The 16,068-nt window shown below is 62.1% G+C and carries 14 protein-coding genes; 12 read left to right on the forward strand and 2 right to left on the reverse strand.

Features of this window, described 5'->3' with window-relative positions; genetic code table 11:
* Window positions 1-95 precede the first annotated feature (95 nt).
* A complete protein-coding gene (locus tag N8H74_RS25645) occupies window positions 96-605 on the forward strand; it encodes an SgcJ/EcaC family oxidoreductase (protein ID WP_217834168.1) in 510 nt (169 codons plus the stop codon).
* Between the two features lie 100 nt (window positions 606-705).
* On the opposite strand, the gene N8H74_RS25650 is transcribed toward N8H74_RS25645, so the two are convergent.
* Entirely contained in the window at window positions 706-1,413 is a 708-nt protein-coding gene (locus tag N8H74_RS25650) for a cupin domain-containing protein (RefSeq protein WP_262151276.1), read from the reverse strand.
* Between the two features lie 49 nt (window positions 1,414-1,462).
* Complete coding sequence (locus N8H74_RS25655) at window positions 1,463-2,317, reverse strand: GNAT family N-acetyltransferase (protein WP_262151278.1); 855 nt, start codon at window positions 2,315-2,317, stop codon at window positions 1,463-1,465.
* Window positions 2,318-2,989: 672 nt separating this feature from the next.
* Here N8H74_RS25655 and N8H74_RS25660 point away from each other — a divergent pair.
* The 11 genes from N8H74_RS25660 to N8H74_RS25710 all read left to right on the forward strand — a co-directional run bounded on the left by N8H74_RS25660 (window position 2,990) and on the right by N8H74_RS25710 (window position 16,053).
* Complete coding sequence (locus tag N8H74_RS25660) at window positions 2,990-3,658, forward strand: haloacid dehalogenase type II (protein ID WP_217834171.1); 669 nt, start codon at window positions 2,990-2,992, stop codon at window positions 3,656-3,658.
* 45 nt (window positions 3,659-3,703) lie between these two features.
* The gene (locus N8H74_RS25665) at window positions 3,704-4,978 is read left to right on the forward strand and encodes an FAD-binding oxidoreductase (RefSeq protein ID WP_262151281.1); all 1,275 of its coding nucleotides are present in this window, start codon (window positions 3,704-3,706) and stop codon (window positions 4,976-4,978) included.
* A gap of 115 nt (window positions 4,979-5,093) precedes the next feature.
* On the forward strand, window positions 5,094-6,731 hold the full coding sequence (locus N8H74_RS25670; RefSeq protein ID WP_262151283.1) for an ABC transporter substrate-binding protein: 1,638 nt from the start codon (window positions 5,094-5,096) through the stop codon (window positions 6,729-6,731).
* Window positions 6,732-6,778: 47 nt separating this feature from the next.
* Window positions 6,779-7,735: an ABC transporter permease gene (locus tag N8H74_RS25675; RefSeq protein ID WP_217834174.1), complete on the forward strand. Its 957-nt coding sequence runs from the start codon at window positions 6,779-6,781 to the stop codon at window positions 7,733-7,735.
* Window positions 7,732-8,607: an ABC transporter permease gene (locus N8H74_RS25680; protein WP_217834175.1), complete on the forward strand. Its 876-nt coding sequence runs from the start codon at window positions 7,732-7,734 to the stop codon at window positions 8,605-8,607. The genes N8H74_RS25675 and N8H74_RS25680 overlap by 4 nt, the downstream gene beginning before the upstream one ends.
* Window position 8,608: 1 nt before the next feature.
* The gene (locus N8H74_RS25685; protein ID WP_262151285.1) at window positions 8,609-10,450 is read left to right on the forward strand and encodes an ABC transporter ATP-binding protein; all 1,842 of its coding nucleotides are present in this window, start codon (window positions 8,609-8,611) and stop codon (window positions 10,448-10,450) included.
* Window positions 10,447-10,755 carry a (2Fe-2S)-binding protein gene (locus N8H74_RS25690; RefSeq protein WP_217834177.1) on the forward strand — a complete coding sequence of 103 codons (309 nt, stop codon included), beginning with the start codon at window positions 10,447-10,449 and terminating at the stop codon, window positions 10,753-10,755. The genes N8H74_RS25685 and N8H74_RS25690 overlap by 4 nt, the downstream gene beginning before the upstream one ends.
* A complete protein-coding gene (locus N8H74_RS25695) occupies window positions 10,737-12,113 on the forward strand; it encodes an FAD-dependent oxidoreductase (RefSeq protein WP_262151287.1) in 1,377 nt (458 codons plus the stop codon). The genes N8H74_RS25690 and N8H74_RS25695 overlap by 19 nt, the downstream gene beginning before the upstream one ends.
* A complete protein-coding gene (locus tag N8H74_RS25700; RefSeq protein ID WP_262151289.1) occupies window positions 12,110-13,264 on the forward strand; it encodes an FAD-binding oxidoreductase in 1,155 nt (384 codons plus the stop codon). Before N8H74_RS25695 ends, N8H74_RS25700 begins: the two co-directional genes overlap by 4 nt.
* Window positions 13,261-14,418, forward strand: a complete 1,158-nt coding sequence (argE, locus tag N8H74_RS25705; protein WP_262151291.1) for an acetylornithine deacetylase — start codon at window positions 13,261-13,263, stop codon at window positions 14,416-14,418. Before N8H74_RS25700 ends, argE begins: the two co-directional genes overlap by 4 nt.
* 177 nt (window positions 14,419-14,595) lie before the next feature.
* On the forward strand, window positions 14,596-16,053 hold the full coding sequence (locus N8H74_RS25710; RefSeq protein WP_262151293.1) for an NAD-dependent succinate-semialdehyde dehydrogenase: 1,458 nt from the start codon (window positions 14,596-14,598) through the stop codon (window positions 16,051-16,053).
* The last annotated feature ends 15 nt before the right edge of the window (window positions 16,054-16,068 follow it).

Raw genomic sequence — 16,068 nt, forward strand, 5'->3', positions numbered from 1 at the left:
TGCCGATCAGCATAGGCCGATGGCGCCGGTTGGCCGATGGTGACGGTGAGCCGAGTGGGCAAAGTGTACGCATTGAAACCCACCAGAGCACTCTGATGAAAATGAAAAACAGCGCCATCGTCTTGTTGTTTGCCCTGGCTGCTCCCCTGGCCCATGCCCTGGATGCCAGTCCTTATGTGTATCGCACCGTCGCCGAGCAGCCGCAAAGCAAGAGCGATCAGGAGATCGCCAGTCTGTTCGACCACTGGAATGCGGCCCTGAAAACCGGAAACGCGAAAACCGTGACCGCGCTCTACGCCCCCGATGCGATGCTCCTGCCGACCGTGTCCAATCAGGTACGTACTTCGCCGGCGGAGATCCAGGACTACTTCGAGCACTTTCTCGCGGGCAAGCCCGTGGGCCAGATCAACTTGCGGGAAATCCATCGCCTGGGCCCGGATGCCGCCATGGACAGCGGCGTGTACACCTTCACGCTGCACGACGCCAACGGCGCCACCCGCAAGGTGCAGGCGCGCTACACGTTCGTCTATGAGCGTATCAATGGTGAGTGGAAGATCCTCGACCACCACTCTTCGGCCATGCCTGAGGCGCAGGCGAGCCTGTAAGTCAGCGGTCGTTCAAAGCCGCTTGCGCGAAAACGCCGGGACGGGTGCCCGGCGTTTTCGTATTCAGTTGTCTGCTGAACGATGCATGAGGCTGGCGTTACTACTTAACGGCATACACCTTGCGCACATACCGCGTGCTCTTCCACGCACACGGCGCACCTTGCGGGACGAATACACTGTCACCGGCGTTGATCGTTACACTCGATCCATCAGCTGCCTGCAACGTCACACTGCCTTCGATCAAATACATCAGTTCGTTGAGTTTGTGCGCTCGGCCATGTCGCTCGTAAGGCGTCGAGTCCCAGATGCCGACGCGCAGATCGCTCGCGGCATCTTCAAAGGCGTTGCGTGAGCGGCATTGCGGCGTCGGGCCAATCAGTATCTGCGGTTCCGGAGCGGCCGAGGGCGACAGCAGGGCCAGTGGATCAAGCAACGTCAGACCGGGGGTTGGCGCTTGCGTGGCGACGGCGCAAAACGCCCATTGCGTACCGGCCTGTGCCTCGATCCGCACGGCGGTGCCGCGACCGATAACGACGCTGCCACCAATGCTCAGCTCCAGCGTCTGGTTCGCGGTTTTGAGGGTCAGATGCCCGGTGTGAACCACGATCACTTCGCTGTGGGGAAAGTCCTCGATATCAACGATTTCAGTAGTATCGACGATACCGCCAGACACGCCGTCAGTCCCTGACCAGGCGACTCTGCGACCGTCAGCGAATGGATCAGCGGCATTCAATGGCTGTTGTTTGAAAGGCGTGGCAACGCGGCTGCCGTCGGCGCGAGCCAACAGCAGAATGGCAGGTTGGGACATGCGGGTGACACTCCAGTTGAATGAGGGCAGATCGGAAGATTCCAAACGCTCAGCCGATGGCTTGAGTGACCACAGCAAACTGCTCAACACCATCGGTTGCTTGCGGCGGTGTGCCTTTGGCCATCTGCGCCACGGTGTCGACCTTTTTCAGTCCGGTCGTTTCCAGCCAGTCGCCCAGACCACAATCGGCCGGGATATCGATGCGCACAAAGGCGTCCGGCACTGTCGCCAGTAATACGGCAATCAGATGCCTGGCTTGCTCGACGTTTTCCGCAATCACCGGGCCGATGCAACGACCGCGACCGAACGGACGCAGCAGGGCGAAGGCCCGTAGTTGGCCCTCACGCACAATCCCCACCGAGTGTTCTACCACCGGGAGCAGATCGCTGAGCACGGCCTGCCGATTCAGTCCGCTGCCGGCGTTGGCCAGTTCCAGCAGGCGTGGTTGATCTGTCTCGTGCAGCGGCCGGCATTCTTCGCCATCGGCCAGCGGCCCGGGTGCAGCGGCCAGTGCTTGGCCCTGACGCTGCTCGATGCGGCCAAACTCGACAAAGCCCTGGCTGCTGTAAAGCGGTGCGCCGGCCAGGGTCGCGTTGAGGATCGGGGTACTCGATTCGCAAGCATCAAGCGCTTGCTCCATGAGTTTGCGGCCGATGCCCTTGCCCTGATAGTCGTCGCTGACGATCACCAGGCCAATGGTGCTGAAATCCCCCTGAGGGCAGGTAAACGCGGTGCCGATCAGGCGCTCGCCATCAAACACCACCACGCCTTTGCTGACGCGTTGCAGCATGGCGTAATCCTCAAGCCGGTGAGGCCACTTCAATTGCACGGCCAGCGCGTGGGCCAGCGGCAGATCGTTGGCGATCATCGGGCGATAGACGTAAGCAGGGAGCGGGGCGGACATGGCGAGTCTCCGATAGACAATGTGCGCGGGTGGCCGGTTGACCGGCGTGTTGATGCCTGTATCCCACCTGGACAAAGCCCTGACAAGAGGCTGGCGAAACTTCGGCAGATTTAGTGAAAGGGAGGTCACAAGACCATACTTACTACCAAATTACCCCCTGGACCCGGCAGCAAATGCTTGGCGTTTTTTTCGTCCTGAAGACCTGGTTCGATGCGTCGTCGGGCCTGTCCGAAAGTACGCGCATTAATGAAGGCTTGATGGGCAAAGCGGGTCTGTGCGTTCGCCTCGTATAACGCGCTTTGATCGATAGCTGCAAGCCGCCACAACAGATTCGACTGCGGCCAAACGGGCGCGTCTGCAAGCCAGCGCCCGTTTTCATTCGGCCCGGCGCAGTTTCTGCGGTCAACCGCGACACAGACCGGGTGTACAGCGCTATAAATGCCCATCAGGGCGCATAAATGCAGGGTTTGCCCAAGTCTGGAGCGGGCCGCAAAGTCTGCTGAGGCAGGCGGCCAAAACGGTGATTTGTATCGAACGGAGGTCGCTTTTAACGCCATCTGCTGAATTCACGGTGTTGTAATGACGGTGTGCTGCAGCGTTGCATCACTGCTTCGCCAACGAAGCCAAATGCTCGTCGCGCCATGACCTCAACGAACTTCAGGAACGCATTCAATGAGCTTTCTTCGCCCCAAATTCATTACGTTCGATTGCTACGGTACGCTGACCAATTTCCACATGGGCACGATGACCCGCGAACTCTTCGCTGATCGCGTTCCGGCGGAGCAGATGGATCAGTTCGTCAAGGATTTCTCGGCCTATCGTCTGGATCAGGTCATGGGCGACTGGATGCCGTATGACGAAATCCTCAAGACCGCCCTGGCGCGGACCTGCAAGCGCTGGGGTATCGAGTACCGCGAGGAAGGCCAGCTGTATTACGACGCCGTGCCGACCTGGGGACCACATCCGGATGTACCGGCCGGTCTGTCGAAAATCGCTGACAAGATTCCTCTGGTGATTTTCTCCAACGCCAGCAACAGCCAGATCATGTCCAACGTCGACAAGCTGGGCGCACCATTTCACAAGGTCTTCACCGCTGAACAGGCTCAAGCCTACAAGCCGCGTCTGGCCGCGTTCGAGTACATGCTCGACAACCTCAACTGCGGTCCGGAAGACATCTTGCATGTGTCCTCCAGCTTCCGTTACGACCTGATGCCCGCCCACGACATGAAGATCAAGAACAAGGCGTTCGTCGCTCGCGGCCACGAAGTCCCGGGCAATGCCTTCTACAGCTACCACCAGATCCCGGACATCGGTGGTCTGGCTGGGCTGGTCGGTCTGTAACGGCACCCTTAATTGGCAAGGCTTACTGGCAAAGGCGGATTGAACATGGGCAGTGAATCCTACTGGCTCGACAGCGCACCGGCGTTCACTGGCGCACAACTGGGCGGGTTGCCCGGGCAAGTCGATGTGGCCATCGTCGGTGGTGGTTTCACCGGGTTGGCAGCGGCCCGGGCGCTGGCCTTGAAGGGCGCCAGTGTGGTGGTGCTGGAAGCCGGGCGGGTGATCGGCGAGGCTTCCGGACGCAATGGCGGGCAGTGCAACACCGGGGTGGCGCAGGACTACGCCAGCCTCAGCGCCAGTCTCGGTGCCGACAGGGCACGGGCCTATTACCAGGCCTACGAAAGTGCGGTGCAGAGCGTCGTGTCGCTGGTGGAGAAGGAACAGATCGCCTGCGACCTGCTGCGCAACGGCAAGCTGAAGCTGGCCGCCAAGCCCATGCACTACGAAGGCCTGGCCCGCACGTGCGAACTGATTCGCAAGGAAGTCGATGCCGACGTCGAGTTGCTGTCAGCCGAACAGACCCGCGCCGAAGTCAATTCGGCGCAATTCCACGGAGGCTTGCTGCAGCGCAATGGCGTGCAGATGCACGTCGGGCGTTTTGGTGTCGGTCTGGCTGAAGCGGCGGTGCGTCACGGTGCGCTGATCCACCAAGGCACCTCGGTACTGGGTTGGAAAGCCCAGGCCGGCGGCTATCAGGTCAACACCAGCAAGGGTTCGCTGCACGCCGGGCAAGTCTTGCTGGCGACCGGCGCCTGTCAGCACGGTGGCTTGGGCTGGTATCGGCGGCGGATTGTGCCGGTGGGCAGTTTCGTGATTGCCACGCAGGTGCTGCCACGTTCGCTGATTGACCAGTTGCTGCCGGGCCGGCGCGCCTATGTCACCAGCCGGATGATCGGTAACTACTTCCGCCTGACGCCGGACAACCGCTTGTTGTTCGGCGGCCGCGCGCGGTTCGCCATGTCCGACAGTGTCAATGACGCCAAGAGCGGCAAGGTGCTGCAGGCGGCGATGATCCAGATGTTCCCGCAACTGGCTCACGTCAAGATCGATTATTGCTGGGGTGGCCTGGTGGACATGACGTCCGACCGGTTACCTCGGGCCGGCCAGCACGGCGGCGTTTATCACTCCATGGGCTACAGCGGCCACGGGGTGCAGATGTCGGTCCACATGGGTCAGGTCATGGCTGACGTGATGGCCGGCAACGTCGAGGCCAACCCCTGGCGCGAACTCGACTGGCCGGCGATCCCGGGGCATTTCGGCAAACCGTGGTTCTTGCCGTTCGTGGGTGCGTATTACCGCTTCCAGGACTATTTGCATTGAGTTCAGGACTGCTTGCATTGAGTTGCTGTTGTGGCTTCACCGTCGTTTGCGTTTCCAGGACGTTCCGGTCAACCGGAACACTTGAGCCTTCTTAACTTCGACAGGTACCACTGATATGACTGACAACAAGAACGACTCACCGCTGATTTCCGGCGAAGAAAGCCTGCGGGTGTTCGAAGGCCTCAATCGCGGCATGTCACGCCGTCACGCTCTGCAAATGCTCGGCGTGGCCGGGGTCGCGGCTGCCGGCGCCGGCAGCCTGTTCGGTGCTGCCGGCAAGCTGTTTGCCGATGAAGCCGCCACCTCGGGCAAAGGCAAGCCGGGCGGTCGGATTCGCGTCGCCGGTATGTCCAGCTCTACCGCCGACACACTCGACCCGGCCAAAGGCGCGCTGTCTACGGACTATGTGCGTCACTACATGTTCTACAACGGCTTGACCCGTTTCGACTCGCATCTGGTGCCGCAACTGGAGCTGGCCGAGCGCATCGATAACGTCGATGCAACGCTGTGGACCATCACCCTGCGCAAGGACGTGACGTTCCACAACGGCAAGACCCTCAGCGCCGCCGATGTGGTGTTCTCATTGTCGCGGCACAAGGATCCACTGACCGGTTCCAAGGTCATGCCGTTGATGGAGCAGTTTGCCGAGATCAAGGCCACCGGCACCAACGAAGTACAGATTCGCCTGAGTGCGCCGAACGCCGAGCTGCCGTCGATCCTGGCGGTATCGCACCTGCTGATCGTTCCCGAAGGCACCACCGACTTCAACCAGGGCATCGGCACCGGGCCGTTCAAGGTCAAGGAGTTCAAACCGGGCGTGCGCTCGATTGCCGCGCGCAACACCGGTTACTGGAAACCGGGCCTGCCGTATCTGGACGAGATCGAGTTCATCGCGATTGCCGACGAACCGTCGCGAGTCAACGCGCTGCTGTCCGGCGACGTACACATGATCAACGAGGTCAACCCGCGCTCCACCAGCCGGATCAAGGCCAGCGCCAAGCATCGGGTCGTCGATGCGCCGTCGGGCAACTACACTGACTTGATCATCCGTCAGGATCAGATGCCGGGCAAAAGCGCCGAATTCACCCAGGCCATGAAGTACCTGCTGGATCGCGAGCAAGTGAAGTCCGCCGTATTCCGTGGCTTCGCCGTGGTTGGCAACGACCATCCGATTGCGCCCGGTTCGCGTTACTACAACGCCGACCTGCCGCAAACCGTCTACGACCCGGAAAAAGCCAGGTTCCTGCTCAAGAAAGCGGGCATGGAAAACATCAGCATGCCGCTGGTCGCCTCGCCAGCCGCCACCGGCTCGGTGGATATCGCCGTGCTGTTGCAGCAATCGGCCAAGCAGGCCGGGCTCAAGCTCGACGTCAATCGTTTGCCGAGTGACGGCTACTGGTCCAACCACTGGATGAAGCACCCGCTGAGCTTCGGCAACATCAACCCCCGACCGAATGCCGACGTGATGTTCTCGCAGTTCTTCCAGTCGAAGGCGCCCTGGAACGAATCCGGCTGGCAGAACGACCAGTTCGACCAGTTGCTGATGCTGGCGCGCGGCGAAACCGACGATGCCAAACGCAGCAAGATGTACGCGGACATGCAGACCCTGGTGCATGACCACAGCGGTATCGGCGTGCCGGTGTTCATCAGCAACATCGACGGCGTCGACCAGCGAATCAAAGGCTACGGCAGTAACCCGCTGGGTGGCTTCATGGGCTACATGTTCGCCGAGCAGGTCTGGCTGGACGCTTGAAAAAAGCCGTCGAGATGAACGGCAGGCATGGTGCAGGAGGGTAGGCGATGAATAGCAACACACTGTGGTTGATCGGTCGGCGCCTGGGGGCCGCGATCGTGACTTTGTTGATCGTGTCGATGGTCGTGTTTGCGATCACGGCGGTGCTGCCGGGTGACGCGGCGCAACAATCCCTCGGGCAGTTCGCCACGCCGGAACAAGTGGCTGCACTGCGTTTGAAACTGGGGCTCGATCAGCCTGGTGTGGTGCGTTACCTGCATTGGTTGATGAACCTGCTCAGTGGCGACATGGGCCAGTCGGTGTCCAACGCCATGCCGGTCGGCGAATTGATGGCCGGGCGCGTGCCCAACACCCTGATGCTGGCGGCCGCCACGGCGCTGGTATCGGTGCCGGTGGCGCTGCTGCTGGGGATCGGCTCGGCGATGGGCCGGGGCGGGCGTGTCGACAGTTTCCTGAGCTTTGTCACCCTGGCGATGGTCGCCGTTCCGGAGTTTCTGGTGGCAACCCTGGCCGTGCTGATCTTTGCGGTGAACCTGGGCTGGTTGTCGGCGCTGTCCTACGCCAGCGACATCACGTCACCCTGGCAATTCATGCGCACCTACGCTTTGCCGGTGATGACCCTGTGCTGCGTGATCGTCGCGCAAATGGCGCGCATGACCCGGGCGGCGGTGATCGATCAACTCGACAGTCCTTATGTGGAAATGGCCCGGCTCAAAGGTGTCAGCCCGATGCGTATCGTGCTGCGTCATGCCTTGCCCAACGCTATCGGACCGATTGCCAACGCGATTGCCCTGAGTCTCTCGTATTTGCTCGGCGGGGTGGTGATCGTCGAGACAATTTTCAACTATCCCGGCATCGCCAGCCTGATGGTCGATGCCGTGACCAACCGTGACATGGCGCTGGTCCAGGCCTGCACCATGCTGTTTTGTACGGCGTACCTGGGGTTGGTGCTGATTGCCGACCTGTGCGCGATTCTGTCCAATCCGAGGCTGAGAAACCAATGAACAATCTCATTGTGAAGTCGACGCCTGCGACGCCCGACCTGTCGGCTGGCAAGGTGTCTCATGGCCCGGCATGGCTGGGTCTGATCGGGGCTGCGATGTGCGTTATCTGGCTGTTGGTGGCGATGTTCGGCCCGTGGCTGGCCCCCCATCCGGTGGGTGAAGTGGTTTCCGACAATGTCTTTGACAGCATCAGTGCCGTGTACCCGTTCGGCACCGATTACCTCGGACGCGACATGCTCAGCCGGATTCTCGTCGGCGCCCGTTTCACCGTCGGCCTGGCGTTGATCGCGGCGGTGTTGGCCAGTGGCCTGGGCACCAGTTGTGCGCTGTTGTCGGTGGTCTCGCCGAAATGGCTGGACGAGGTGATCAGCCGCTTGATGGATGCGTTTATCTCGATCCCGAGCAAGATGCTGGCGTTGATCATGGTTTCGGCCTTCGGCTCTTCGGTGACCTTGTTGATCTGCACCGCCGTGCTCAGTTTCAGCCCCGGCGCGTTCCGCATTGCCCGCAGCATGGCGGTGAATATCGAAGCGCTGGAGTACGTGCAAGTTGCCCGGACCCGAGGCGAACGCCGGTTGTACATCGCCTGCGTGGAAATCCTGCCCAACATGCTCAACCCGGTGCTGACTGACCTGGGGCTGCGCTTTGGCTTCATCGTACTGTTGCTCAGCGGCATGAGTTTCCTTGGCCTTGGTGTGCAGCCACCGGATGCCGACCTCGGTTCGCTGGTGCGGGAAAACATCGGCGGCCTGAACCAGGGCGCGCCGGCCATCGTGATTCCGGCGCTGGCCATCGGCACCCTGACCATCGGTGTGAATCTGTTTATCGACAGACTGTCGTCCCGACGTAGTCGCCGTACGGGAGGCCATTGAAATGAGTGAATTGATTCGAGTTGAAGACCTGCGAGTCGTCGCCTGCGGCGAGCGCGGCGAAACGGAAATCGTCAAAGGCGTGAGCTTCGCCCTGGAAAAAGGCGAAGTGCTGGCATTGATCGGTGAGTCCGGCTCCGGCAAGACCACCATCGCCCTCGCGCTGTTGGGGTATGCCCGGCGGGGCTGCCGGTTGTCCGGCGGTGTGGTGCAGGTCGGCGAACACAACATGCTGGCGTTGAGCGAACAGCAATTGCAGAGCCTGCGCGGCAACCGGGTGTCGTACATCGCGCAGAGCGCTGCGGCCGCGTTCAACCCGGCGAAGAAACTGATCGACCAAGTGGTGGAAGGCGCGTTGATTCATGGCCTGGGCACCCGCGTCGCGCTTGAGGCCAAGGCCATTGGGCTGTTCCGCGATCTGGCGCTGCCGGATCCGGATCACATCGGTCAGCGTTACCCGCACCAGGTTTCCGGCGGGCAGTTGCAGCGGGTGATGGCGGCGATGGCGCTGATCAGCGACCCGTTGCTGGTCGTCCTCGACGAGCCGACCACGGCCCTCGACGTGACCACTCAGATCGACGTGCTGCGAGCCTTCAAACGGGTGGTTCGCGAGCGTGGCGCGACAGCGGTGTATGTCTCCCATGACCTGGCGGTGGTTGCGCAGATGGCCGACCAGATCGTCGTGCTCAACGGTGGTCAGATCTTCGAACAGAGCGCCACGGCGCCGCTGCTCAAGGGGCCGACCCACGAGTACACCCGCAGCCTGCTGGCCGCTGCGCGACCGGACACGACAATCCGTCCGCCCTGCGGCATTGCCGAAGAAACCCCGCTGCTGACCATTCAAGGTCTGACTGCCGGTTACGGCAACAAGAACACCCAGGGCATGCCGGCGATCCGCGTGCTGGAAGACATCGACCTGACCGTGCGCCGGGGCCAGGCCATCGGGGTGATCGGTGAGTCGGGTTCCGGCAAGTCGACCCTGGCACGCGTGGTCGCGGGGTTGCTGACCCCGGCCCTGGGTGGTCTGACCTTTGACGGTCAGCCGCTGGGCGGCAGTCTCTGCGAGCGGACCGACGAGCAGTTTCGTCGCATCCAGATGGTGTTTCAGAACGCCGACACCGCGCTCAATCCGATGCACAGCATCAGCACCATTCTCAGCCGTCCGTTGAAGATGTACTTCGGCCTGAAAGGCGCGGCGTTGCGCGAGCGGATCGGCGAGCTGCTGGATCTGGTGCGTTTGCCGCGAAGCCTGGCCGAGCGTCGCCCGAGCGAATTGTCCGGTGGGCAAAAACAACGGGTCAACCTCGCCCGGGCGCTGGCGGCCAAACCCGATCTGATCCTCTGCGACGAGGTGACCTCGGCGCTGGATACCGTGGTCGGTGCGGCGATCCTCGAACTGCTGCGCGACCTGCGTCAGCAACTGGGGGTTTCCTATCTGTTCATCAGTCATGACATCTCCACCGTGCGCGCCCTGTGCGATGACATTGTGGTGATGTACAGCGGCCACAAGATTCAGGCCGGCAGCCGACAGTCGTTTGCCCAGGCACCGTTCCACCCGTACACCGATCTGTTGATTCATTCGGTGCCCGAGCTGCGCCAGGGCTGGCTGGAGAACTGCGGCACTACGTGCGGTGAACTGCCGCCGATCGGCCCCAAGGCCAATGTGGCAGAACTTTGCACCTTTCTCGGTCGTTGCCCGGTGCGGGTCGATGGCCTGTGCAACCGCACCGCGCCGAGTCGGCGAGTGATCGACGGTGGCAGTGAAATCCTCTGCCACCACGACAGCGCCGAGTTGCGCAAAACCCAGCAGGATTTGATCACTTTGAATCAGGGAGCCTATGCATGAGCGGGCGATTTGTGAGATTGGCCGAGCAGGGCCGGGCCACCGTCAGTCTGACGGTGGACGGCGTCCCCATCGAGGCGCTCAAGGGCGATACGCTGATGGTGGCATTGCTGACCCAGGGCAACGCCTTGCGCCAGTCTGAGTTCGATTCCGGTCGGCGCGCCGGTTTCTGCCTGATGGGCGCCTGCCAGGACTGCTGGGTCTGGACCCGTAGCGGTGAGCGCCTGCGTGCGTGCTCCAACGAAGTCCGCGAAGGACTGGATATCGTCACCACACAACCGGAGGCGAAATGGCCACTGCACGGATAGTGATCGTCGGCGCCGGGCCGGCCGGTATTCGCTGTGCCGAAACACTGGTGAAGGCGGGTTTCAAACCCATCCTGATCGATGAAAACCGTCGCGATGGCGGGCAGATCTACCGACGCCAGCCTGAAGGCTTTACTCGTGACTACAGCACGCTGTATGGCAGCGAGGCCGCCAAGGCGCGGGATCTGCACGACAGCTTCGACCGCTTGCGTGAACGCATCGACTACCGCTCGGATACGCTGGTGTGGAACCTGATCCCCAAACAACTGTGCTGCGTCAGTCAGGGCAAACACTCGACGGTGGATTACGACGCGCTGATCCTCTGCACCGGCGCCACTGACCGCTTGATGCCGATCGAGGGCTGGCAGTTGGCGGGCACCTACAGCCTTGGCGGGGCGCAGATTGCGCTCAAGTCTCAGGCCGTGTCGATCGGTCATCGCGTGGTGTTCATGGGCAGCGGCCCGTTGCTGTATCTGGTCGCCAGCCAGTACCTGAAGGCCGGTGCCAATGTGGCGGCGGTACTCGACACTTCACCGCTGAGCAAACGCATCGTCGCCTTGCCGAAAATGCTCGCGCGCCCCGGTGTGCTGTTGACCGGGATGAAGCTGTTGGCGCAGTTGTATCAGGCGAAGATCCCGGTGCATCTGGGGATCAAGCCCGAGCAAGTGCTGGGGGACGCGGCCAGCGGTGTCAACGGTGTGCGCGTGCGCACGGCCAAGGGCGAAACGCTGACCGTGGATTGCGACGCCGTGGCGCTCGGTTATCACTTGCGTCCGGAAACCCAGTTGGCGGATCTGGCCGGTTGCCGCATGCGTTTTGACGAAGCGTCCGGCCAGTGGTGGCTGGCGGTGGATGAAGAGGGCCGCACCTCGGTCAGTGGTGTATATGCCGCCGGGGATGGTGCGAAGATTCGTGGCGCGGACGCCGCCGAACACGCCGGACGGCTGGTGGCGATGGCGTTGCTGGAAGACCAACAAAAACCGCTGGACGCGGGCCTGCGCGACGAGCAGCGCAAGGCGCTGGCGGTGATGGATCAGTTTCGCCTTGGTCTGGCCCAGGCCTTTCCATGGCCGGCCGAACAAGCCAGGGCCTTGCCTGATACTGCGATCGTCTGCCGCTGCGAAATGATCAGCGCCGGTGAACTGCGCCGCACCGTCAGTGAAAAGGGCGCCTGCGAAGTCAATCGGGCCAAGGCGTTCAGCCGGGTCGGCATGGGCCGTTGTCAGGGCCGTTATTGCTCCCAGGCAGGGGCTGAAGTCATCGCGGCAGCCGCCGGTGTCAGCGTGCAACAGGTTGGCCGCCAACGCGGTCAGGCACCGGTTAAACCGCTATCGATGCTCACCGAGGAGGTCTCGCCATGACGGCACAAAAAGCCGATGTACTGATTGTCGGTGGCGGCCTGATGGGCTCGGCGGCAGCGTTTTTCCTGCGCCGTCGCGGGAAGTCGGTGATCCTGCTGGAGCGCGACCAGATCGGTCAGTACGCCAGCGGCGTGAACTTCGGCAACGTTCGCCGCCAGGGTCGCTACCTGGGGCAACTGGAGTTGGCCAATCGCTCCTTTGCGCTGTGGAAGCGGCTGCCGGAGTTGATCGACGATGACCTGGAATTCATCGCCAGCGGCCACATGCGCGTGTGTTATCGCGAAGACGAAATTGCCGAACTCGAGGCCTACGCCGCCGCGCCCGAAGCGGCGCAACTGGACCTGAAAATCTATCGCGGTGCCGAATTGCATCAGCGCTTTCCGTTCCTCGGGCCGGACGTGAAGGGTGGCTCCTACGCGCCCCACGACGGTCACGCCAACCCGCGTCTGGCGGCGCCGGCATTTGCCCGAGCGGCCCGGCGCCTTGGCGCGCGCATCGAAGAACAGACCGAAGTGGCCGAGGTGCAGAAGGTCGGCGGCGAGTTCAGCGTGAGCACCACCGACGGTCGCCAGTTCAGCGCGGCTCAATTGCTGATTACCGCCGGAGCCTGGGGGCAGAAACTGTCCGGGCAGTTTGGCGAACCAGTGCCGCTGGACACCAATGGCCCGCAGATGGCCGTGACCGAGCCGGTGCCCTATGCCTTGCCGACGGTGATTGGCGTGTACACCAAGATCCCGGAGGAGGTGATTTATTTCCGCCAAATTCCGCGCGGCAACATCGTCATCGGCGGCGGTTATCGCAGCAAACCGGACATGCTCAACCGTCGGGCCTATGTCGAGCCGCGCAGCATCCTCAACCAGATCAGCCAGATGCGCCGCCTGCTGCCGGGTGTCGGCAACCTGAACATCATTCGGGTCTGGAGCGGCATCGAGGGCTATCTGCCGGACTCCTTGCCGGTGATGGGGCCAAGCGGCACCGTCGATGGTTTGTTTTATGCCTTCGGCTTCTGTGGTCATGGCTTCCAGCTCGGCCCCGGTGTCGGCGATGTCATGGCTGAGCTGATCAGCACCGGCAGCACCAGCACCTCGATCGAGCCATTTTCGATTCGCCGGTTCGCCCCCTTCGCCGAGCAACGGAGCAAAGCTTCATGAAACCCCGTGTATTGGAGATTCTCAAACGGCTGATGGCTTTCGACACCGTCTCTTCGGAGTCGAACATGGCCCTGATCGAATACGTGCGTGACCTGTTGCTGACCCAAGGCATCGAGTCGCTGATCGTCAAGGACGAAACCGGCAAGAAGGCCAACCTGTTCGCCAGCACCGGGCCGAAAGCGTTGCCGGGAGTCTTGCTCTCGGGGCATACCGACGTGGTGCCGGCGGCGGGGCAGGCGTGGACCTTTCCGGCGTTCCAGGCCACCGTGCAGGACGGCCGGATTTACGGACGAGGCAGTTGCGACATGAAGGGCTTCATCGCCCTGGCCATCGACGCGATGCTCGATGCCGCCGGGCATTCCCTGAGTCGTCCGCTGCAACTGGCGTTGTCCCATGACGAGGAAATTGGCTGCGTTGGCGTGCGGCGTTTGCTGGACGTGTTGCACCTGGCGCCAGTCCGGCCGTTCCTGTGCATGATCGGTGAGCCGACCAACATGCAGTTCGTGCTCGGGCACAAGGGCAAGGGCTCGTACCGGACCTATTGCCGGGGGCTGGAGGCGCATTCTTCGCTGGCGCCACATTCGGTGAATGCGATCCATGTGGCCTGTGATTTCATCGCGGCGTTGCGTGAGAGCCAGCGACAACTGCAAGAGCAGGGTGCCCGGGATGCCGATTACGACGTGCCTTACACCACCGTACATGTTGGCCAGATCGGCGGCGGTCGTGCGCTGAACATCGTGCCGAACCTGTGTACCGTGGATTTCGAAGTGCGCAATCTGCCGGCGGATAATCTGGAGCAGATCCTGGCGCAGATGCAGGAGCGCGCCGAAGTGATCGTGCGTGAAGCGAAAAAGCTCTCCAGTGTGGCAGCCATCGAGATCGAAACCGTCAACGTCTACCCCGGTCTCGATACTCATCCGAGCGTCGAAGCGGTGCGTTTCCTGAAAAACTTTGCGACACCGGATACCGGCACGGCCAAGGTTTCGTTCGGCACCGAAGGCGGGTTGTTCAATCATCGTCTGGATGTGCCGGTGGTGGTCTGCGGCCCGGGCTCGATCGAGCAGGCGCACAAGCCGGACGAGTTTATCGAGATCAGTCAGATGGAGGCGGGCGAGCGGTTTCTTGAGGGCTTGCTTGGGTCTCTCAAACACTGAGGAACCCGCTCCTCGCAGCGCAGGCCCTGCCCACTGAAATTGGCGTTTGGCGCATAGATATGAATCTGCCGTTCCACCGCCAATTTCAGCATCCGACACTGTCCGCAAAGCGCTTTCAGCATCCTCATCCGTAGCGTCTCCCTAGACTGAAACCCTGTCTCGGATCAGGACTCGACCATGCTCAAGAATCGTTTGAAAGACCCCAGCCTTCTGGCAGAACTCGCCTATGTGAACGGACAGTGGATCGCCGCTGATGACGGCGCGACGCTGGACGTCATCGACCCGGCCAGCGGTCAGTCGCTCGCCCGCGTACCGGCGATGCAGGGCGGCGAAACCCGGCGCGCCATCGAGGCGGCGCAAAAGGCCTGGCCGGCCTGGCGGGCGCGACCGGCCGCCGAACGTGCGACGCTACTGGAGCGCTGGTATCAGGCGATGATCGACAACCTCGACGATCTGGCGCTGATCATGACCTGCGAACAGGGCAAGCCGCTCAACGAGGCCAAGGGTGAAATCCGCTACGGTGCAGGTTTCGTCAAATGGTTCGCCGAAGAAGCGCGGCGGGTCTACGGCGAAACCATGCCGGCCCCCAGCAACGACCGCCGATTGTTGACCCTCAAGCAACCGGTGGGCGTCTGTGCGGCGATCACGCCATGGAATTTCCCGAACGCGATGATCACTCGCAAGTGCGCACCGGCCCTGGCGGCAGGTTGCCCGATCATCGTCAAACCTTCAGACCTGACACCGCTGTCGGCGCTTGCGCTGGCGGTGCTGGCCGAGCGTGTCGGGATTCCGGGCGGGGTGTTCAATGTACTGACCGGGATGCCGGCAGGCATAGGTGAAGAACTGACCGGCAACGCTACGGTGCGCAAGATTTCCTTTACGGGCTCCACCGCCGTGGGCCGTTTGTTGATGCGCCAGAGCGCCGAACACATCAAGCGTTTGAGCCTGGAGCTGGGCGGCAACGCGCCGTTCATTGTCTTCGACGATGCGGACCTTGAGCAGGCCGTGACCGGCATCATGCTCAGCAAGTTTCGCAACGCCGGGCAGACCTGCGTGTGTGCCAACCGGATCCTGGTGCAGGACGGCATTTACGAGCGCTTCGCTCAACGTCTGGTCGAGGAAGTCGGCAAGCTCAAGGTCGGCGATGGCCTGGAAACAGACGTGACCATCGGCCCGTTGATCAACAAAGCGGCGGTGAGCAAAGTCGCCCGGCACATCGACGATGCCCTGAGTCAGGGCGCGCGACTGCTGTGCGGCGGCATACCCGATGGCGACAGCCAGTTTGTACAACCCACGGTGCTCGGTGAGGCCCACGCCGGCATGCTTCTGGCCAACGAGGAAACCTTTGGCCCCGTGGCGCCACTGATGCGCTTCACTGATGAAACCGAAGCCCTCGCATTGGCCAACGCCACGCCTTTCGGTCTGGGTGCCTACTATTTCACTCAGGATCTGCGCCGTTCGTGGCGCTTCGGCGAGGCGCTGGAGTTCGGCATGGTCGGCCTCAACACCGGGATCATTTCCATGGAGGTCGCGCCGTTCGGCGGCATCAAGCAATCGGGCCTGGGCCGTGAGGGCAGCAAGTACGGCCTGGATGAGTACCTTGAAGTCAAAGCCTTCCACATCGGCGGGTTGTAATTCACAGACACGGGG

The organism is Pseudomonas sp. B2M1-30 (assembly GCF_025447575.1).
GTDB classification, from domain to species: Bacteria; Pseudomonadota; Gammaproteobacteria; order Pseudomonadales; family Pseudomonadaceae; genus Aquipseudomonas; species Aquipseudomonas botevensis.